The 18761-nt window shown below is 69.0% G+C and carries 23 protein-coding genes, 1 tRNA gene and 1 pseudogene; 10 read left to right on the plus strand and 15 right to left on the minus strand.

Annotation, left to right across the window (positions count from 1 at the left end; all coding sequences use genetic code 11):
- Window positions 1–82: 82 nt before the first annotated feature.
- The 8 genes from BMZ47_RS12250 to BMZ47_RS12285 all read right to left on the minus strand — a co-directional run bounded on the left by BMZ47_RS12250 (window position 83) and on the right by BMZ47_RS12285 (window position 4966).
- On the minus strand, window positions 83–385 hold the full coding sequence (locus BMZ47_RS12250; protein WP_091862444.1) for a type II toxin-antitoxin system RelE/ParE family toxin: 303 nt from the start codon (window positions 383–385) through the stop codon (window positions 83–85).
- Window positions 382–663, minus strand: coding sequence for a type II toxin-antitoxin system ParD family antitoxin (locus tag BMZ47_RS12255; protein WP_091862447.1), 282 nt, complete (start codon window positions 661–663; stop codon window positions 382–384). Before BMZ47_RS12255 ends, BMZ47_RS12250 begins: the two co-directional genes overlap by 4 nt.
- A gap of 139 nt (window positions 664–802) precedes the next feature.
- Window positions 803–2275 (minus strand): MDR family MFS transporter, encoded by a 1473-nt coding sequence (locus tag BMZ47_RS12260; RefSeq protein ID WP_091862450.1) that lies wholly within the window; start codon window positions 2273–2275, stop codon window positions 803–805.
- A 97-nt stretch (window positions 2276–2372) separates the two neighbouring features.
- Window positions 2373–3707: an MFS transporter gene (locus BMZ47_RS12265; RefSeq protein WP_091862452.1), complete on the minus strand. Its 1335-nt coding sequence runs from the start codon at window positions 3705–3707 to the stop codon at window positions 2373–2375.
- Window positions 3707–3916, minus strand: a complete 210-nt coding sequence (locus BMZ47_RS12270; RefSeq protein ID WP_091862455.1) for an Rmf/CrpP family protein — start codon at window positions 3914–3916, stop codon at window positions 3707–3709. The genes BMZ47_RS12265 and BMZ47_RS12270 overlap by 1 nt, the downstream gene beginning before the upstream one ends.
- A gap of 65 nt (window positions 3917–3981) precedes the next feature.
- A complete protein-coding gene (locus tag BMZ47_RS12275; RefSeq protein WP_007566692.1) occupies window positions 3982–4239 on the minus strand; it encodes a DUF6894 family protein in 258 nt (85 codons plus the stop codon).
- 71 nt (window positions 4240–4310) lie between these two features.
- Complete coding sequence (locus tag BMZ47_RS12280) at window positions 4311–4574, minus strand: hypothetical protein (RefSeq protein WP_091862458.1); 264 nt, start codon at window positions 4572–4574, stop codon at window positions 4311–4313.
- A 158-nt stretch (window positions 4575–4732) separates the two neighbouring features.
- On the minus strand, window positions 4733–4966 hold the full coding sequence (locus tag BMZ47_RS12285; protein WP_091862460.1) for a hypothetical protein: 234 nt from the start codon (window positions 4964–4966) through the stop codon (window positions 4733–4735).
- Window positions 4967–5088: 122 nt separating this feature from the next.
- Here BMZ47_RS12285 and BMZ47_RS12290 point away from each other — a divergent pair, with 122 nt between their 5' ends.
- Entirely contained in the window at window positions 5089–6105 is a 1017-nt protein-coding gene (locus BMZ47_RS12290) for an NAD-dependent epimerase (protein ID WP_091862463.1), read from the plus strand.
- Here the strand turns inward: BMZ47_RS12290 and BMZ47_RS12295 are convergent.
- Window positions 6093–6287, minus strand: a complete 195-nt coding sequence (locus BMZ47_RS12295) for a hypothetical protein (protein ID WP_091862465.1) — start codon at window positions 6285–6287, stop codon at window positions 6093–6095. The genes BMZ47_RS12290 and BMZ47_RS12295 overlap by 13 nt on opposite strands.
- 313 nt (window positions 6288–6600) lie before the next feature.
- Here BMZ47_RS12295 and BMZ47_RS12300 point away from each other — a divergent pair, with 313 nt between their 5' ends.
- On the plus strand, window positions 6601–6966 hold the full coding sequence (locus BMZ47_RS12300) for a c-type cytochrome (RefSeq protein WP_007566702.1): 366 nt from the start codon (window positions 6601–6603) through the stop codon (window positions 6964–6966).
- A gap of 89 nt (window positions 6967–7055) precedes the next feature.
- Here the strand turns inward: BMZ47_RS12300 and BMZ47_RS12305 are convergent, their stop codons facing one another.
- The 3 genes from BMZ47_RS12305 to BMZ47_RS12315 form a co-directional block, all read right to left on the minus strand.
- Window positions 7056–7574 carry a MarR family winged helix-turn-helix transcriptional regulator gene (locus tag BMZ47_RS12305; protein ID WP_007566704.1) on the minus strand — a complete coding sequence of 173 codons (519 nt, stop codon included), beginning with the start codon at window positions 7572–7574 and terminating at the stop codon, window positions 7056–7058.
- Window positions 7575–7699: 125 nt separating this feature from the next.
- On the minus strand, window positions 7700–8638 hold the full coding sequence (locus BMZ47_RS12310; protein WP_091862468.1) for a site-specific tyrosine recombinase XerD: 939 nt from the start codon (window positions 8636–8638) through the stop codon (window positions 7700–7702).
- On the minus strand, window positions 8635–8787 hold the full coding sequence (locus tag BMZ47_RS12315) for a hypothetical protein (RefSeq protein WP_007566707.1): 153 nt from the start codon (window positions 8785–8787) through the stop codon (window positions 8635–8637). Before BMZ47_RS12315 ends, BMZ47_RS12310 begins: the two co-directional genes overlap by 4 nt.
- A gap of 255 nt (window positions 8788–9042) precedes the next feature.
- Here BMZ47_RS12315 and BMZ47_RS12320 point away from each other — a divergent pair, with 255 nt between their 5' ends.
- The 8 genes and pseudogenes from BMZ47_RS12320 to BMZ47_RS12350 all read left to right on the plus strand — a co-directional run bounded on the left by BMZ47_RS12320 (window position 9043) and on the right by BMZ47_RS12350 (window position 16022).
- The gene (locus tag BMZ47_RS12320) at window positions 9043–9642 is read left to right on the plus strand and encodes a shikimate kinase (RefSeq protein WP_039903768.1); all 600 of its coding nucleotides are present in this window, start codon (window positions 9043–9045) and stop codon (window positions 9640–9642) included.
- A 22-nt stretch (window positions 9643–9664) separates the two neighbouring features.
- Window positions 9665–10810, plus strand: coding sequence for a 3-dehydroquinate synthase (gene aroB / locus BMZ47_RS12325; RefSeq protein WP_091862471.1), 1146 nt, complete (start codon window positions 9665–9667; stop codon window positions 10808–10810).
- Between the two features lie 139 nt (window positions 10811–10949).
- Window positions 10950–11024 (plus strand) — tRNA-Thr (locus BMZ47_RS12330).
- A gap of 247 nt (window positions 11025–11271) precedes the next feature.
- Window positions 11272–11712: a hypothetical protein gene (locus tag BMZ47_RS27950; protein WP_139220973.1), complete on the plus strand. Its 441-nt coding sequence runs from the start codon at window positions 11272–11274 to the stop codon at window positions 11710–11712.
- Entirely contained in the window at window positions 11679–12191 is a 513-nt protein-coding gene (locus tag BMZ47_RS12335) for a hypothetical protein (RefSeq protein WP_139220974.1), read from the plus strand. The genes BMZ47_RS27950 and BMZ47_RS12335 overlap by 34 nt, the downstream gene beginning before the upstream one ends.
- A gap of 191 nt (window positions 12192–12382) precedes the next feature.
- A pseudogene (locus BMZ47_RS12340) lies at window positions 12383–12951 on the plus strand (NUDIX domain-containing protein).
- A 114-nt stretch (window positions 12952–13065) separates the two neighbouring features.
- Window positions 13066–14784, plus strand: coding sequence for an IlvD/Edd family dehydratase (locus BMZ47_RS12345; protein WP_091862477.1), 1719 nt, complete (start codon window positions 13066–13068; stop codon window positions 14782–14784).
- Window positions 14785–14852: 68 nt separating this feature from the next.
- Window positions 14853–16022, plus strand: a complete 1170-nt coding sequence (locus tag BMZ47_RS12350) for an acetyl-CoA acetyltransferase (protein WP_091862480.1) — start codon at window positions 14853–14855, stop codon at window positions 16020–16022.
- Between the two features lie 45 nt (window positions 16023–16067).
- On the opposite strand, the gene BMZ47_RS12355 is transcribed toward BMZ47_RS12350, so the two are convergent.
- From BMZ47_RS12355 to BMZ47_RS12365, 3 genes are all read right to left on the minus strand, one after another.
- Window positions 16068–17360, minus strand: a complete 1293-nt coding sequence (locus BMZ47_RS12355) for an O-acetylhomoserine aminocarboxypropyltransferase/cysteine synthase family protein (protein ID WP_091862483.1) — start codon at window positions 17358–17360, stop codon at window positions 16068–16070.
- Between the two features lie 58 nt (window positions 17361–17418).
- Entirely contained in the window at window positions 17419–17805 is a 387-nt protein-coding gene (locus BMZ47_RS12360; RefSeq protein ID WP_007566721.1) for a response regulator, read from the minus strand.
- 98 nt (window positions 17806–17903) lie between these two features.
- The gene (locus BMZ47_RS12365) at window positions 17904–18560 is read right to left on the minus strand and encodes an alpha/beta hydrolase (protein ID WP_007566723.1); all 657 of its coding nucleotides are present in this window, start codon (window positions 18558–18560) and stop codon (window positions 17904–17906) included.
- Window positions 18561–18761 lie beyond the last annotated feature (201 nt).

Raw genomic sequence — 18761 nt, forward strand, 5'->3', positions numbered from 1 at the left:
GAAACCGGATTTGCGCCCGATCAAACCCGCCGTTGGGGCATGTGACAGAGCGGGCGAAACCGTCTGCCAGCCGGATCGCCGGTTATCGGAAATCCATCTCCCAATCGCGGCCGCCATAGAAGATGCGCAGGATCACAACGCGGTGCTCCTCGACCGTAAAGGCAACCGTGACACGCCGCGCGAAGCCGATCGTGCGCAGGCCCGGTCGGAGATCGCTGTGCAAGCTCCCGCGCTCCGCACCGTATTCGAGCCGCTGACAAAAATTGCGGATGCTCTGCTCGAATTCCGACGCGATCACGGGTGTGCTGGCCTTCGCGACGGTGTCGTAGATCCAATCCAGGTCATCACCGGCGGCGGGCGCGTAGGTGATGCTCCGCCGTCTCACGCACCGTCTCGCAGCCGCGCTTCGTGACGCCGGCGCATCCGCTCGGCCATGTCCTCCGACGAGATCGCGCGCTCGGGATGCGTTTTCATCTCGTCGTAGGTCGCAACCACCTCGTCGCGAAGCCAGCGCTCGACGGCGGCGTCGCGCTCCTGCAGCGCGCGTAGACCGGCGCGCACCACCTCGCTCGCGCTCGCGAACGCACCGGTCTTTACCTGTGCATCAATGAAGGCGGCCTGCTCGGAGGGAAGGCTGAAGGTTCGCTTCTCGGTCGCAGCCATGCGGGCTCCTGCGATGGCGGTATGACTATATCATACCATTGTCGGGGCGCTCCGCAATCTTGGGCAGGCCCTTGCCCCACGGAGCCAAAGCCGTCCGTGATGGAAGGACCGGCAAGGCGCCTGCGCCGGCAGCGATACCCTATTCCACCGCCAATTCACGCGGCGCGTCCGAGATCGAGACGCGGGGGACGAACAGCGACAGGACCAAGGTCAGCAGGGCCACCGCGAAAACCGTCCAGAACGTGCCGTGCAGGGCGTGCTGGAGCCCGTCGCGGATCGCGTCGCCGCCGGCTCCGAGGCTTGCGGGATCGTCGAGGAGGCGCCGGAGCTGACCGGAATCGACCGGCGGGCCGTCGATCGGGTTGACCAGGCGGTAATTCAGCACGGCACCCAAGGCGGTGGCCCCCAGGGTGGAGCCGAGGTTGCGGGCGAAGATGTTCGAGGCGGTCGCGGCGCCGCGCTGCGCCCAGGTCACGCTGTCCTGGATGATCACGATGGCGGCGGTCGAGAGGAAGCCCATGCCCAGACCCATCACGATCGAGCCGCAGGCGGCCACGATCGGCGAGGTCTCCGACCCGAGGGCGACGAAGGCGGTGGCGCCCAGCGGCAGCAGGGTGGCGCCGACCAGCAGCGTCGGGCGCAGGCCGAAGCGCACGAAGTTGCGCGCCGCCGTGGTGGCGCCGATCGGCCAGCCGAGCACCATCAGGGTCAAGGTCAGGCCGGCGATCAGCGGCGATTGCCGCAGCACGCCTTGGACGTACATCGGCAGGAAGGCGGTGAGCCCGATCACGGTCATGCCCGAGAGCAGCGTCGCCGCGTTGGTCGTGGCGATCGGGCGCTGCATCCACAGGCGGATGTCGAGCATCGGGTCGGCGGCCCGGCGCTCCTGGAGCACGAACAGGATGGCGGCCACGACGAAGCCGAGGGCCGGCCAGAACGCCGCCGCGGCCGAGGTCCCGGCCTCGGTCAGGGCCATCATCAGCGCGGCGATGGCCGCGGTGAACAGGGCGGCGCCCAGCGCATCGATCGGCCGGCTGCGGCGCTCGACGCTCTCCCGCAGGTAGACCAGGAACAGGCCGGCTGCGACCACGCCCACCGGCAGGTTGATCCAGAAGATCCAGGGCCAGCTCAGATGGCCGATGATCAGGCCGCCGACCAGCGGTCCGGCCACCGACGAGATGCCCCAGACGCTGGCGAGATAACCCTGGACCTTGCCGCGCTCCCGGGCCGGGTAGAGGTCGCCGATCACCGTCAGGCTCACCGGCTGGATCGCCCCCGCGCCGACGCCCTGCACCAGGCGGAACAGGATCAGCGAGGGCATCGACCAGGCGAGCCCGCAGAGCAGCGAACCGGCCAGAAAGACTGCGATGCCAAACAGCAGCACCGGGCGGCGTCCGTAGAGGTCGGACAGCTTGCCGAACACGACCGTGGTGGCGGTCTGCGTCAGCAGGAACGAGCCGAAGACCCAGGCATAGAGGTGGAGGTCGCCGAGCTGAGCGGCGATCTGCGGCATGGCGGTCGAGACGATGGTCGCCTCGATGGCGATCATGAACATCGCCGCCATCACCGCGGCGAGGACCAGCGGGCGGCGCGTCTCGGAGGGACTGGGCATGGGCGCGGTCTAGGCCCGGGGCCGGCCCGGACCTAGCGTGGAAAAGGCGCGCCCGACCGGCCCCGCTTCCGGGCCGTGCGGGAGCGCACATCCACCTTCATGCTTCGAGCTCCGCGTCGAGGTCGCGACCGCGGGTCTCGGGCAGCAGGAAGGCCGCGATGGTCCCGATCAGGCTGAACGCCGCGAGGTAATAGGCCGGCGCCAGCCGGTCGCCGGTCGTGGCGATCAGCCAGTTGATCACGTAGTTGGTGCTGCCGCCGAAGATCGACACCGAGAGCGCGTAGACGATCGACAGCCCGGCACTGCGCACCGCGCGCGGCAACGCTTCCGGGATGCCGACGATCACCGCGGCGGCGTTGATCGAGGACAGGGCCGAGAGCAGGAACGTCACCGCGTAGACGCTCGCGGCGCTCGGGGCGCTGACCACCCAGGCGAAGGCCGGCACGGCCAGGACCAGGATCAGCGCCCGCGGCCAGATCATCACGGGGCGCCGGCCGAACCGGTCGGCGAGCCAGCCGCCCAGCAACGGGAAGATCACCGAGGCGAGGCCGAGCGCGATCGGCACCGCGGTAGCCGCGGTTTCGCTCAACCCCAACGTGGCGCCGGCAAAGACCGGCATGTTGGTGCCCACCGCGTTCGAGACGGTCGAGGCCGCGATGACCAGAAAGGTCAGACCCAGGAGGCGGCCATGCTCGCGCAGGAGCCGCCCGAACACCGCGACCGTCGAGGACGCCGCGTGGGGATCCTCCTCGGCGCCGCCGGTTTCGGGCAGGTGGCTCCGGATCACGAGGCCCACCGGCACGACGCACAGGCCGAGGGCGAACATCACCCGCCAGCCCCAGGCCGACATCGCCTGGTCGCCGACGATGAGCGCCAGGATGGTCGCCACGATTCCGGCGAACAGCGCCGCGCAGCCCTGGCTGGCGATCTGCCAGCTGGTCACGAAGCCGCGCTTGGCCGGCGGCGCCGATTCGAGGAGATAGGCGGTGGACGGGCCGACCTCGCCACCGAGGGCGAGCCCCTGGATGAGGCGGCCCGCGATCACGATGACCTGCGCCCAGCCCCCGATCGCCGCGTAGGACGGGCAGGCGGCCAGCATCAGCATGCCGAGCGCCATCAGCGCGATGGTGATCAGCATGGCCGGTTTGCGCCCGGCCCGATCCGCGAAGGCGCCGATCAGCGCGCCGCCGATCGGCCGCATCACGTAGCCGACGCCGAACAGGGCCAGCGACGCGAGCAGGCTGTGGGTCGGATCGGTCGCCGGGAAGAAGGCCTCGCCGATCGGCTTCGCGAAGAAGGCGTAGACGGTGAAATCGTAGAATTCGAGGGCGTTGCCGAGCACCACGGCGCCGACCGCCTTGCGGTCGAGAGCGGGGTGGGGTGCGGCGCCGGAGGGTAGCGTCGTCTTGGCGTCCAAAGTCTTGGCGTCCATCAGCGGGCCGGCTCCCCGGACGGCGGATACTTGGCGATTCCCCCGGATACCGGCTCGGCACCGTCGGCGACGGCCTCGTCGTAGCCGGCAAGCCAGCGCGTGCGCGCCTGCGTGCCCTCGGCATAGGGGCAGGCCTCGCGCGCCAAGCCCTTTCCGGGGGCGGCGCGGCCAAGGGCGTGCGTGTCGAGATCGTTCGGGGGCGAATCCATGCTGGCGCTGCTCCTCATGCGTCGCGTTCGCGGCGATGTAGGGCAGGTGGCGCCTGCCGGCGCGCTCAATGCAGCGTCGGATCCGCGTCCGGCGGCAGGGAGACGGCCTCGCTGAACGGAAATTCGAGCACCACCTCGCCGGCCGCATCGGTGACGACCAGGCAGGCGGTCATCAGCCGGGCCTGATTCCGCGGATCGGCCAGGGCTGCACGGATCGTGTCCTGGGCCTTCTCCCAGGCCTGGTCCGGATCGCGCAGCTCGACGCCGGTCGGATCGGTGATCGTGTCGTCACCGATCTGCGTGTGGAAGAAGTAGCGCGGCATCACCCTCATCCCCGGTCTCGAGCGCTCCCGCGGAGCGCACCCTCACCAGATGGGGATCGGAGCGGCCGAGGTCAGCCGTTGGCGGCACGCAGCTCCGGCGCCCCGGGGACAGGGCGGAGATTGTGAACCGTCGCGGACGCCGTGCCGGTGCGGTGCAGCTTCTCCATCGCCATGAGCGGCCGCAATTCGGGCTCGGCGAAGTCCATCAGCCGGGCGTTGCGCCAGCGCGGCTTGCCGGCCCCGCGGCCGAACCAGCGCGGGCGCACCTCCTCCACCAGCAGCACGAGCCGGCCCGTCCAGGATTTGCGGAACCAGAAGCGCCCCGTCAGAGCCATCGTCCCATCTCCCTGAAGGCCGGCCCAGCCATCGATCCGATGCCGCCGGGCTGTCGGCGCCTCCAATACCGGACTTGGCCGCGCAAGTACCGGTCGACCGGGCCGTGCCATCGCGGATCGACCGATATCCACAGGCCGGGGAGGGGGACGCAGGAAGCTCAGCGCGCGAGGTGGCGCAGGACCAGCCCGAGCACCAGCAGCCAGACCAGCCCTGAGATGACGTAGACGAAGCCGCGCAGGAGCGCGGATTCCAGAGCCTGATGCGCCGAGCGCGGATCGGCCCGCCGGCTCCCGCGATGCACGGGCGGTGGCGCCGGCTCGGCGGCACCGCCGGGCGGCAGAGCCAGATAGCGCGTCAGGCTCTCGGGCAGCGTGCGGTGGTCGGTGTTCACGGCTGTGGAGGTTACGCGCCGCCGGCCGCGCGCGGCAAGGCATCCCCTGCGGGTGAATCGGCTGCGGGCGCGTGGTACAGGTCGCCGACCCCGGCGGCACGGCCGGCCCTCGGCGTCCGATCATGTCCCTGCCCCCTGTCCTGATCACGGGCGTCGCCGGCTTCATCGGCAACGCGCTCGCGCTGCGCTTCCTCGAAGCCGGCCGACCCGTCGTGGGTCTCGACAACGTCAACGCCTATTACGACGTCGGCCTGAAGGAGGCGCGGCTGCGGCGGCTCGAACCCTTCGCGGGCTACAGCTTCGAGCGCCTCGATCTCACAGACAGCGCAGGGCTCGCCACGCTGTTCCGCCGCCACGGCTTCCGGACCGTCATCCATCTCGCGGCGCAGGCGGGGGTCCGCCATTCGCTGACCGACCCGCATGCCTACGCGTCGAGCAATCTCGTCGGCTTCCTGAACATCCTCGAGGCGTGCCGGCACGGCGGCGTGGCGCATCTGCTCTACGCCTCCTCGAGCTCGGTCTACGGCGCGGTCACGGCCATGCCGTTTTCGGTCCACCAGAACGTCGACCATCCGGTGAGCCTCTACGCGGCGACCAAGAAGGCCAACGAGCTGATGGCCCACAGCTACAGCCACCTCTACGGGCTGCCGACCACGGGCCTGCGCTTCTTCACCGTGTACGGGCCCTGGGGCCGGCCCGACATGGCGATGTATCTGTTCACCCGCGCCATCCTGGCCGGCGAGCCGATCCAGGTCTTCAACGAAGGCCAGATGCGCCGGGACTTCACCTATATCGACGACATCGTCGAAGGGATCGTCGCGCTCTCCGAGAAGCCAGCCACCCCGAACCCGGCCTGGAGCGGCGACACCCCCGATCCCGGCACGAGTGCGGCGCCCTACCGGGTCTACAACATCGGCAACAACGAGCCTGTGGAGCTGATGCGAATGATCGCGCTCCTCGAGGAGGCGCTCGGACGCAAGGCGGAGACGATCCTGCTGCCGATGCAGCCCGGCGACGTGCCGGCCACCTACGCGGATATCGAGGATCTGAGCCGCGCTACCGGCTTTCGTCCGGCGACCCCGCTGAAGCTCGGCATCGAGCGCTTCGTGGCGTGGTACCGGAGCTATCACGGCCTCTGAGCGCGCCGCCGATAGCCGAGCAGGGCCGCGATCCCGACGAAGATCGCCAGAGCCGTCCACATCCCGCCTTCGCCGAGCTTGCCGACGACGACCCACAGGCGGCCCGGCTCCTCGGCGACTGTGAGCACGACCACGCCGAGCGTGCAGAGCGTGACCAGGATCGCCAGGGCGCGAAAACTCATGGCGGCGCTCCGCTGCCGGCGCCGCCGATTGCGCGCGATCCGGCTCGATCAGCTTACGGCGCCACCGATCGCCCGTGCAATCCGATGCGGCTCCGAGCCCGCGCCGGAACGCGCCGCTTTCCAGCTTCCATCCGTCGCAGGCGGTGAAGCGCGCGGCCGGGTGTTGAGGGTCTGGCCGGCCGACTCATCCACCGGGACGACGGCTTCGCACGGCTAGGCCGTTGCACCACGGGTGTGTATTATTTAGAGCTGTTCCAGGCAGGCAAGCTCTGCTCTAAACGCTGCCGCGTCAGCGGCCATAAGGAGGAAATCCATGCGTTCTTTCGTTCTCGGCGCCGTCCTTGCCGCCCTGATCCCTCTCTCGGCGCAGGCCCAGGAGGCCGGTGATGCGGCCGCCGGCGAGAAGGCTTTCGCCCCCTGCAAGGCGTGCCACAATTTCCAGAAGAACGGCGTGGGTCCGGACCTCAAGGGCGTCGTGGGTCGCAAGGCCGGCGTCTACGAGGGCTACAACTTCTCGGCCGCTCTCAAGAACTCGGGCATCACCTGGGACGAGGCCAATCTGCACGAGTGGCTGAAGAACCCGAAGGCGAAGGTGCCCGGCACCAAGATGATCTTCCAGGGCTACCCCGACGACAAGAAGATCAACGACGTGATCGCCTACCTCAAGACCCAGTCCTGATCCGTCGCTCTCGCGCGTGAACTGATTCCGGGGCATCCGCGCGGACGCGCGGGTGCCCTCGTGCATTCAGGGCCGGCGCAGGCCGCAAATTAGTCCGGGATGAGGCCGTTTTGAAGGCCGAGCCGCAGCGTGACGAGATCGTTCAGCAGGTCCTTCCGGCCCTGCATGTCGAGGCCGGTCCGGTCGCCCGCCTCGTCGGGCAGGCAGGCGAGCACGTCGCGCAGCTTCGCGCCGGCCGGCGTGAGGAAGATGCTGACCTGGCGCTCGTCCGCCCGATCCCGGGCGCGCCGCACGCGACCCGACGCCTCCAGGCGCTTGAGCAGCGGGGTCAGGGTCCCGGAATCGAGGAACAGGCGGTTGCCGATCTCCTTGACCGACAGGCCATCCTCCTCCCAGAGCACCAGCAGGACGAGGTATTGCGGGTAGGTCAGCTCATGCTGCCCGAGAAGAGTGCGGTAGGCCCGGCCGAAGGCGTGGGCCGCGGCGTAGACGGCGAAGCACAGTTGGTTGTCGAGGCGCTGCCGGTCCCGCTGCGATAGCTGGTCGACGGTCGCACGACCCGCCTGGTTCGGCTCAGCGCCGCTCTGCGAGGCAGTCGGGCCTGACATCGGTTGAACTCTCTCTGGTAAAGGCGGGCTATCGTACCGGTATGCCGAAGGGCGACTCTTAGTCAGTTCGTGAAACCTGTACAATTCTCGTAGACGGACGACGTGCCATCCATCCTCTGCGGCGTTCAGCCGTCCATGAGGGGGTGCAGGTCTCGTACCATCGCCTTCAGGCGCTCATCGAGAACATGCGTGTAGATCTGCGTGGTCGAGATGTCGGCGTGCCCCAGCAATTCCTGGACGATGCGCAGATCGGCGCCGTTCTGCAGCAGATGGCTGGCGAAGGCATGCCGCAGCACGTGCGGGCTGACGCGGTCGGGGCGTAACCCGGCGGCGACCGCCACGGCCTTCAGGTCCCGGGCGAAGGCCTGCCGGGTGAGATGGCCGCTGTCGCTGTCGGCCGGGAACAGCCACGGGGATTCCTCGGGCACCGCGGCGAGGTGCGCGGTCATCGCGACCCGGGACGCCTCGGTCAGCGGGACGAGCCGCTCGCGGCCGCCCTTGCCCTTGATGAACAGGTAGCGCTCCCGGGTGGTGCCGGCGGCGCGCGGCAGGGCGACGAGCTCGGAGACGCGCAGGCCGGTGGCGTAGAGAAGCTCGAGCAGGCAGACCATCCGGCGGGCGCGCCGCCCCGGCCCCGCCTCCGTGGCGGCCGCGGCCGCATGCGCGGTGGCCAGCAGCCCGTCCACCTCGGCGATCGACAGCACCTTCGGCAGGGTCCGGCCCCGGCGCGGGCCCGAGACCGCGACGCTCGGATCGGCTTCGGCGTAGCCCTCGGCATAGAGAAACTTGTGGAAGCCGCGCACGCAGGACAGGCGGCGCGCCGCCGACGAGGCCATGAGGCCCCGCGTCTCCAGATCCGCCACGAAGGCCCGGAGGCTGTGCGTATCGGCCTCCTCGAGCGGGATGCCTGCGCGACGTAGATAGGCGAGGTAATCGTCGAGATCGCGCCGATAGGCGGCCAGGGTGTTGGCGCCGGCCCCGCGCTCGGCGGCGAGCATGTCGAGATAGGCGGCGACCTCCGGGGAGGGGAGAGGAGCCGGGGCGCCGTCCGGGACCGCGCTCAACGGCTGCCCGGTTGGAGCTTCGAGGCCGGGATGGTCACGGTCATCTCCCGGGGGGTCGGGACCACGAAATTCGCCAGCGCGAACATCGCCGCGAAGACGAGACCGGCCAGGATCGCGATGGTGGCGAAGAAACGAAACAGGGTCGGCACGTCGGTCGAACCTCGGGCAGACGGGCGCAGGCAGCGGGAGGGGAGCGCACGAAAGGCCCTCCCAAGATGTCGCGAGAGATCGGTTTCCACCACGCGATCGCGGCGCTGACAAGGCCTGGAAGGACACAGGGATGCGTTTCGCTGGCCGCTTGAATCGCGCTAAGAGCCTGGCGCAGGATTGAAAGCCCTCCGCGAGGCGCGTGCGGGGCGGCGACAGGGAGCCGGAGACGCCACGACCATGCGATGCTGCCGTCGATGAACGAAGGGGACGTCGGTGAACCGATCGAGGCGCGCCTGCGCCGGGCGCTGGGCCTGCGCTCGATCGTGCTCGTCGGCTTGATGGGGGCGGGCAAGAGCACGGTCGGCCGGCGCTTGGCCAGCCGGCTCGGGCTGATCTTCAAGGATGCCGACAGCGAGATCGAGGCGGCGGCCGGCCTGACCATCCCCGACATCTTCGCGATCTACGGCGAGCCGAGCTTCCGCGACGGCGAGGAGCGGGTGATCTCGCGTCTCCTGCGGGCCGGGCCGCTGGTGCTGGCCACCGGCGGCGGCGCCTACCTGCGCGAGGCGACCCGGGCGCGGATCCGGGAATCCGCCATCTCGGTCTGGCTCAAGGCCGATCTCGACGTGCTGATGCGGCGGGTGCGCAAGCGCGGCAACCGGCCCCTGCTCCACACCGAGGATCCCGAGGCGACGATGCGGGATCTGATGGCGGTCCGCCACCCGGTCTACGCGGCAGCCGACGTTGTGGTGATCTCCCGGGAAGTCTCCCACGACCGCGTCGTCCAGGACGTGCTGGAAGCTTTGGACGCGCACCTGAACGCCGCGGCCCCGAGCCCGATCGCGGCTCAATAACGAAGACCGAGCGAGCCCATCCGTGACCGAGCCCTCGACCCATCCGGTTCCCTTGACGGTCCACGTACCGCTCGATGCCGGGCGCGATTACGACATCCTGATCGGGCGCGGCCTGATCGAGACGGCCGGCGCTCGGGTAGCCGCCCTCGGGGGCCGGCGGGCGGCGATCGTCACGGACGCGAACGTCGCCGCTCTCTACGGTGATCGCCTGCGGACCAGCCTGGAGCGCGCCGGCCTCGGTTCCGGGATCGTCACCGTGGCGCCAGGCGAGGGCTCTAAATCCTACGCCGGCTACGCGCAGGTCTGCGACGGGTTGCTGGCGCTCAAGGTCGAGCGCGGCGATCTCGTCGTGGCGCTCGGCGGCGGCGTGGTCGGCGACCTCGCCGGGTTCGCGGCCGCGACTTTGCGCCGGGGCGTGCGCTTCGTGCAGGTCCCGACCAGCCTGCTCGCCCAGGTCGATAGCTCGGTGGGCGGCAAGACCGGGATCAACGCCCCGCTCGGCAAGAACCTGATCGGCGCCTTCCACCAGCCCCGCCTGGTGCTCGCCGATACGGCGACCCTCGACACCCTGTCCGAGCGCGAGATGCGGGCCGGCTACGCGGAAGTCGCCAAATACGGGCTGATCGCGGATGCCGGGTTCTTCGACTGGTGCGAGGCCAACTGGCGCGGGATCTTCTCCGGCGGCCCGGAGCGCGAGGAGGCGGTTGCCGCCTGCTGCCGTGCCAAGGCCGCGGTGGTCACCCGTGACGAGCGGGAGGACGGCGAGCGCGCGCTGCTCAATCTCGGCCACACCTTCGGCCACGCCCTGGAGCGGATCACCGGTTACGACTCGGCGCGGCTGGTGCACGGGGAGGGGGTCGCGATCGGCACGGCCCTGGCCTTCCGGTTCTCGGCCAGGCTCGGGCTCTGCCCCGGGCAGGATGCCGGCCGCGTCGCCAACCACCTGGCGCTCGCCGGCCTGCCGACCCGCCTCCAAGCGGTGCCGGGCGGCTGCGGCGACGCCGACGCCCTCGTCGAGGCGATGGCCCAGGACAAGAAGGTCCGCGACGGCGCCCTGACCTTCATCCTCGCCCGCGGGATCGGCCAGAGCTTCATCGCTCACGGGATCGACCGGTCCGAGGTGCGGGCGTTCCTGCAGGACGAGTTCGCCGCCGACCTGCGCCCCTGACCCTGCCATCGGCCTTGCCTTGCGCCGGTCGGACCGCTAAGAGCCTGCCACATCCGGGACGGTTCAAGCCGTCGCGAGATTCTGGCTCGGATCATACCCGGGACAGGAGGTCGAGGTCGGTTCGCCGATCTTGCCGGTTGCCGGTGTAGCTCAGTGGTAGAGCAGCGCTTTCGTAAAGCGAAGGTCGGGGGTTCAAATCCCTCCTCCGGCACCATCTTCTGAGCGGCGATGATAACGCCGCAATTGTGTTCCGGGTTTGGAAAGCGGTTCAGCGAACAAGCTCAGTCATCGATAATCTTTTCCCTACCTGCAAAATCCGCTGCCCTCGATACGATCGGGGGCAAATACTCTAAGAGGACCGCGGATTGCCCTGCTGATCGGGCAATTCAGTCCGTCCAGTCACTAAGCGGTTCGACGGCCGCATCGTTGCCCCATGCACCGGCGCATGCCACCTTGCGCCGGTGTTCGACCTGGGTGGACAGCCCGAAACGGCAAGGGACTGGTTCCGGCTTGCGGAGAAGCAGGCCGGAGTAGCGCGCACGTTGCTGGCTGCTCGGCATACGATCGACGCCTGGAGCCACGCAGGCTTTGCTACCGAATGCGCTCTGAAGGCTGCCGTCTGCCGGCACCAGCGGTTCAACCGGTGGCCGTCGCAAGTCGAGCGGCCGGATCTTTACACACACAATCTCACCGATTTGATGGCCCTGGCGGGTATCGACCGTGCACAGCTCAAGCGTGACCCTGTCGGACCGGCCTGGATGACCGTGCTTCTCTGGCGACGGACAGAGACCTATAATCCGGGAGCGATGCCGCTCAAGATGGCCGAAGATATGTGCGCGGCCGCTCTGGGGGCGAATGGGGTGTTGCAGTGGCTGGACTCACGTTACCGTCTGAGCACCTGAGAGCTGGCGCCGAGTATCGGGATACGCTGAAGCGGCTCGGTCTCGACCCGGAAGGTTTGCTTTGGGCCTATGATCGCTCGCTGGATGCGTTCGTCCTCGTCCTCGTGACGACACACCTCGACATCGCTGGTCCGTTGAAGATGTACCGGCTGCTGACGCGAGCCTATAACGCGAGCGTAACGCCTGCCCTGATTGACCCGTTCATCGTGCGCCTGCACAGCCCGAAGCAGGAGATCGCCAGAGCTCTGCGGGATGGTTATGGGCTGGACATCACCATCGGCTCATTCGTTCCCAAAGACCCGACGATTGATCCGAGCAGCGTATCCGTTGAGACGCGTATAACCCTGGATGTCGGCGATCTCTCGTTCGCGCGTGAGTGGGTTTATCAGCTTCGCGATCAGAAAATACCGCCGGCCGAACGCTCGCGGCATTGGCGTCGTTTCGAGAAGAACGTCGAAGCTTTGCAGATTGCCGCTTGAGTCGCGGAAAGCGGCGGCGATCGTCCGGTCTATCAACTGGCAACGGCACGGCCCCGTCATTCCGGATCACCCTCGATCGGACAGGGCGGCACAGTTCCGAAGCGTTCCGAGTCGTCACACGCGGAACCCGACACCCCGTCCCCGTGTAGGGCGATCGGTGCCTTTTCTCGGCGCAGCAGACGGGATACGCCATGAAAGCCGAGATCCTGGGCGTCCGGTTCGTCCACGAGGGCTGGAGCCGGTCGGGATCGCGACGGTGCGTCTCGCCGACGGCGCCGTGGTCGAGCGCGAGATCGAGGATCACGGCAATTCGGTCGGGGTCCTGCCCTATGACCCGGAGCGGAAGGTCGCCACGCTGGTGCGCGAGCTGCGGGTACCGCCCCTCTTCGCCGCCGGTGAGCAGGTGCAGCTGGAAGCGCCGGCCGGCCTGATCGACGACGGCAGCCCGGAGGAGAACGGCCGCCGGGAGGCGCTCGAGGAGGTGGGCCTGCGCCTGCACGACCTCGAATTCGTCGGCGCGACCTATTCCTGCGCCAGCCTGACAACGGAGAAACTGCACCTCTACCTCGCGCCCTACGGCCGGGCGGATCGCGCCGAGGCCGGCGGCGGCGCCGAGGGCGAGCACGAGAACATCCGGATCGTGGAGATGCCGCTCGCCGAACTCGCCGGCATGGCGGACCGGGCCGAACTCACCGACCTTAAGACGTTGACGCTGGTCCTGGCCTTGCGCGCGCGGCATCCGGAGCTTTTCGCGGCGTGAGAATCCGCTATCGCGTATTCGCACAATGGTTGATCACCGGCGCGGTGTTTCTCGCGGTCGCCTGGATCGCGTTCCACCTGCGCTGAGCAGACCCCCGTCTCAGGAAACGAAGCGATGAGCGAAGACGCCGGCACCGCCGAACCGCACGGCCTCGACCGGGGTCTCACCAATTACGGCGACCGCGATTTCGCCCGCTACCTGCGGCGGTCCTTCGCCCGGTCCATGGGCATCTCGCGCACCCTTCTGGACAAGCCGGTGGTCGGCATCGCGATGACCCCGTCGGGGTTCAACAATTGCCACCGGAGCATGCCCGAGCTGGTGGAGGCGGTCTCCCGCGGTGTGCTCGCCGCCGGTGCCCTGCCGCGTCCGTTCCCGACCGTGTCGCTCGGAGAGGTTTTCCTCAATCCGACCAGCATGATGTACCGCAACCTCATGGCCATGGACACGGAGGAGATGATCCAGGCCCAGCCGATGGATGCGGTCGTGCTAATCGGCGGCTGCGACAAGACCGTGCCGGCCCAGCTCATGGGTGCGGCCTCGGCGGGCCTTCCGGCGATCCAGGTGGTGACCGGCCCGATGTCCACCGGCCGCCATCGCGGCCAGCGGCTCGGCGCCTGCACGGATTGCCGGGGCTTCTGGGCCAAGTACCGGGCCGGGACGGTGGATGCGGAGGAGATCGCCGAGGTCGAGGGCCGGCTCTCGGTCACGGCCGGCACCTGTGCGGTGATGGGCACCGCCTCGACCATGGCCTGCATCGCCGAGGCGCTCGGCATGTCACTGCCCGGGACCGCCGCGATCCCGGCGGTGCATTCGGACCGGCTGGTCGCCGCCGAGGAGACCGGCCGCGCCGCCGTGCGGCTGATCCAGACCAAGATCACCCCGGCTGAGGTCGTCACCCGCGAATCCGTGGAGAACGCGATCCGGGTCCTGATGGCGGTGTCCGGCTCCACCAACGCCATCGTGCACCTCACGGCCATCGCCGGGCGCCTCGGCATCCGCATCCCGTCCGAGCGCTTCAACGAAATCTCGGACGAGACGCCGGTGCTGGTCGACCTGAAGCCCGTGGGCGAGGGCTACATGGAGGATTTCCACGCCGCCGGCGGCATGGGTGCGCTGCTGCGCGAACTGCGCCCGCTCCTGCATCTCGGCACCGTGGACGTGGAGGGCCGCACCCTCGCCGAGCGCCTGGACGAGCCGCCCGGCTGGGTCGACCGCTCGGTCATCCGAGCCTTCGACAATCCGGTCTCGCCGGTGGGCGGGCTTGTGGCGCTCAGCGGCAACCTCGCCCCCGACGGGGCGATCTTCAAGCGCGCCGCCGCGACGCCGGAGCTGTTCGAATCCGAGGGGCGGGCGGTGGTCTTCACCGGCCTCGAGGACCTCAGCCGGCGGATCGACGACCCGGATCTCGACGTAGCCCCGGGCGACGTGCTGGTGCTGCAGAATGCCGGGCCGCACGCCGCCGGGATGCCGGAAGCGGGCTACCTGCCCATTCCCAAAAAACTCGCCCGGGCGGGGGTGAAGGACATGGTGCGGATCTCCGACGCGCGGATGTCCGGTACGGCCTTCGGGTCGATCGTGCTGCACATCGCCCCGGAGGCGGCCATCGGGGGCCCGCTCGGCGCCGTCCGCGACGGCGACCGGATCCGCCTGTCGATCCGGGACAAGCGGATCGACCTGCTGGTGGACGAGGCCGAGATCGCCCGCCGGCTCGCCGACCATGAGCCGCCGCCGGCGCCCAAGCGCGGCTACAAGGCGCTCTACCGACGCACCGTCACCCAGGCGCCGGACGGCTGCGACTTCGACTTCCTGATTGGGGAGGGCGAGCCGCGCTGACGCGCGCGGCTTGATCCGCGGCCGCCCCGGGGCCATCGTTCGGCGAAGAATCGGGAGGAGTCGACCATATGACGCGCGCCTGCATCGTGGGCTGGGCCCACAGCCCCTTCGGCAAACTCGAGGAACCGGATGTCGAGGCGCTGGTCGCGCGCGTGTCCGGCGAAGCGCTGGCGCATGCGGGCGTCGAGGATTCTCAGGTCGACGGCATCTATGTCGGCGTCATGAATACCGGCTTCTCGAAGCAGGGTTTCGAGGGGTCGCAGGTCGCCCTGAATCGACCGGGCCTCGCCCATGCGCCGGCGACGCATCTGGAGAATGCCTGTGCCACCGGCTCGGCCGCGCTCTACGCGGCCCTCGACTTCGTCGATAGCGGCCGCGGCCGGATCGCCCTGGTGGTCGGCGCCGAGAAGATGACGGCGAAGTCCGTGGCTGAGACGGGCGACATCCTGCTCGGTGCCTCCTACCGGAAGGAGGAGGCCGACATCGAGGGCGGGTTTGCCGGCGTGTTCGGGCGGATCGCGGCGGGCTACTTCCAGCGCTACGGCGACCGCAGCGAGGAGCTGGCGCGGATCGCCGCCAAGAACCACCGCAACGGCGTCGCCAATCCCTACGCGCAGCTGCGCAAGGATCTGGGCTTCGCGTTCTGCAACACGGTCTCCGACAAGAACCCCTACGTGGCGGCGCCGCTGCGCCGGACCGACTGCTCGCTGATCTCGGACGGGGCCGCCGCCCTCGTGGTCGCGGATGCCGAGACCGCCGAGGGGCTGGCGCGAGCGATCGGCTTCCGCGCCCGGGCGCATGTCAACGACATCCTGCCCCTGTCGCGCCGGGATCCGACCGAATTCAAGGGTGCGCGGCTCGCCTGGGAGAAGGCGCGGGCGCAGGCCGGGATCGACAATGACGACCTGTCCTTCGTCGAGACGCACGATTGCTTCACCATCGCCGAACTCATCGAGTACGAGGCGATGGGTCTGGCCGAGCCGGGCCAGGGCTACCGGGTCGTGCGCGAGGGCCTGACCGAGAAGGGCGGCCGCCTGCCGGTCAATCCCTCCGGCGGCCTGAAGGCCAAGGGCCATCCGGTCGGCGCCACCGGTGTCTCGATGCACGTGATGGCCTGCCTCCAGCTCATGGGCGAGGCCGGCGAGATGCAGGTCCCCGGCGCGAACCTGGCCGGGATCTTCAACATGGGCGGCGCGGCGGTCGCCAATTACGTGTCGATTTTGGAGCGGCGGCGGTAGCGCCACTCCGTATCGGGCCAGCGGAGGAGGGGGGATGATCCCCCCTCAGCCGAGCTTGTCGAGCGCCTGTTTGAGGTCGGCGATCAGGTCGGCCTCGTTCTCCAGACCGATCGACAGCCGCACGGTCTCGGGGCCGACCTGGGCGGCTTCCTTCTCGTGCTCCGGCAATTGCCGGTGCGTGGTCGAGGACGGGTGGATCGCCAGCGACTTGATCTCGCCGATGTTCACGAGGTGCGAGATCAGCTCCAGCCCGGCGATGAAGGCCAGCGCCGCCGGCTCGCCGCCCTTCAGCGCGAAGGTGAAGATCGAGCCCGGCCCCTGCGGGGTGTAGCGCCGCGCCAGCTCCTCCCCGGTCTGGCCGGGCAGGCCGGGATAGCTCACCCAGGCCACCGCCGGATGGTCCTTGAGGAAGGCCGCCACCGCCCGGGCATTGGCGCAGTGGCGCTCCATGCGCAGCGGCAGCGTCTCGATGCCCATCAGGGTGAGGAACGCGTTCATCGGCGACAGGCCGGGGCCGAGGTCGCGCAGGCCGAAGAACCGGCAGGCCGCCGCGAAGGGGGTCTCCGGTAAGCTCTTGGTCAGGACCAGGCCGTCATAGTCCGGCCAGGGCTCGGTGATCAGGTTGTAGCCGCTGGTCCGGGTCCAGTCGAAAGCGCCGGCATCGCAGATCATGCCGCCGATGGTCTGGCCGGAGCCGCCCAGGAACTTCGAGGTCGAGTGCACGACGATGTCGGCCCCGTGCTCGATCGGCCGGATCAGGGCCGGCGAGGCCAGGGTGTTGTCGACGACGAGGGGCAGGCCGTGACGGCGCGCCACCGCGGCGAGGCCGGCGAGATCCATCACCGACGCGCAGGGGTTCACGATCGATTCGCAGATGATCGCCCGGCACTCCGGCGTGATCGCGGCCTCGAAATCCGCGGGGGTCATGCCGCGGGCGAAGCGGGGCTTCAGGTCGTAGCGGCCGTCGAGGCGGCGCATCAGGCCGAGGGAGCCGCCGAACAGGCGCGGCGAGGCCACGTAGGCGTCGCCGCTCTTCATCAGCGTCATCAGCACGAGCAGCATCGCCGATTGCCCGGACGACACCGCGACGCCCGCCTTGGCGCCTTCCAGGTCGGCGACCCGCCGCTCCAGGGCCGCCACTGTCGGGTTCGAGCCCCGCGAATAGGAGAAACCGGACCGGCGGCCGGCGAAGATGTCGGCCGCCTGTTCGGTGGAATCGAACACGAAGCCGTTGGTGAAGTAGATCGGCTGGACCCGGGCGCCTGTGGCGGGGTCTGGCGCCGCGCCGGCATGGATGGCCCGGGTCGCGAAACGGTGCTTGCGGCTCAATTCCGTCATGGCTCTCGGTCGGCTGTTCGGCGCCCGGATCGTCGCTGCACCCGAGCCGGAAGAGGCTTCACGCCGCGCGACGGATGAAGGCCTGCAGGGTTCGGACCAGGGTGGTCGGCTCGTAGGGCTTCGGAATGAACCGGGCGCCCTCCGGCATGTCGTTGGGGCCGGGCGTGCCCATGCCGGACACGACCAGCACGGGAATTGTCGGCCAGCGATGCGCCACGAGGCGGGCGAGGGCGAACCCGTCCATCGAGCCCTGCGGCATGTCGACATCCGTCATCAGGACGCCGACATCGTCGCGGTTTTCCAGGACCTTGAGCGCCTTGTCGGCGTGGCTGGCTTCCAGCACGGTAAATCCGGCATCCGCCAGGGTGTCGGACGCCTCCATGAGCAGGAGGCCGTCATCCTCCACCAGCAGCACGACGGGTTGGTCGGACGGGCTCTCTGTCATCAGACCTGCGGAGGTTCAGTCGCGACGCGCGAAGCCCGCGCCGTATTCCCCGTACCTGCCCCCGTCAAGGCGCGGGGGCCGGGCGTAGGACAGCCGTCTCAGGCCGCCTCCTCGCGCTTGCCCAGGCGCTTGTCGAGATAGGTGTCGACGGTCTGGGTCAGCTCGTCGACCTTGCCGTCGAAGAAGTGGTTGGCACCCTCGACCACCTGGTGCTCGATGATGACGCCCTTCTGGACCTTCACCTTCTCGATCACCGGCATGACCTCGCGGGCCGGCGCGACCCGGTCCTCGGAGCCGTGGACGAACAGGCCGGAAGACGGGCAGGGGGCCAGGAAGGTGAAGTCGAAGCGGTTGGCCATGGCGGCGATCGAAATGAAGCCTTCGATCTCCGGTCGGCGCATGAGCAGCTGCATCCCGATCCACGCGCCGAAGGACACGCCGGCGATCCAGCACGACTTCGCCTCCGGGTTGACCGACTGCACCCAGTCGAGCGCCGCGGCCGCGTCGGACAGCTCGCCCGAGCCGTGGTCGAACGAGCCCTGGCTGCGCCCGACCCCGCGGAAATTGAAGCGCAGGGCTGCAAAGCCGCGATTGGCGAAGGTGTAGAAAAGGTTGTACACAATTTGATTGTTCATCGTGCCCCCGAACTGGGGGTGCGGGTGCAGCACGATGGCGATCGGCGCGCCGCGCTTCTTGGGGGCCTGGTAACGGCCTTCCAGACGTCCGGCCGGGCCGGTGAAGATGACTTCAGGCATCGTTCGACTCTCGTTTCAGCGGTCGCCGGCCGCGCGATCGTGGGCAGTGAAAAGGCAGCCTTGACTCACCGCACGCACACCATACAAACGCTCTTAGAACAGTTCTAGGCGATTAGAACTATTCTAAAGTAGGTGAGCTTGCGGGAAATGCTTGCTCCCTGGACCAGCCGTTCGGTTGGCGAGACCTCATTTGTCGGCGCG

Origin of the sequence: Methylobacterium brachiatum, from assembly GCF_900113845.1 — a bacterium.
In the GTDB taxonomy this organism is placed as follows: Bacteria; Pseudomonadota; Alphaproteobacteria; order Rhizobiales; family Beijerinckiaceae; genus Methylobacterium; species Methylobacterium brachiatum.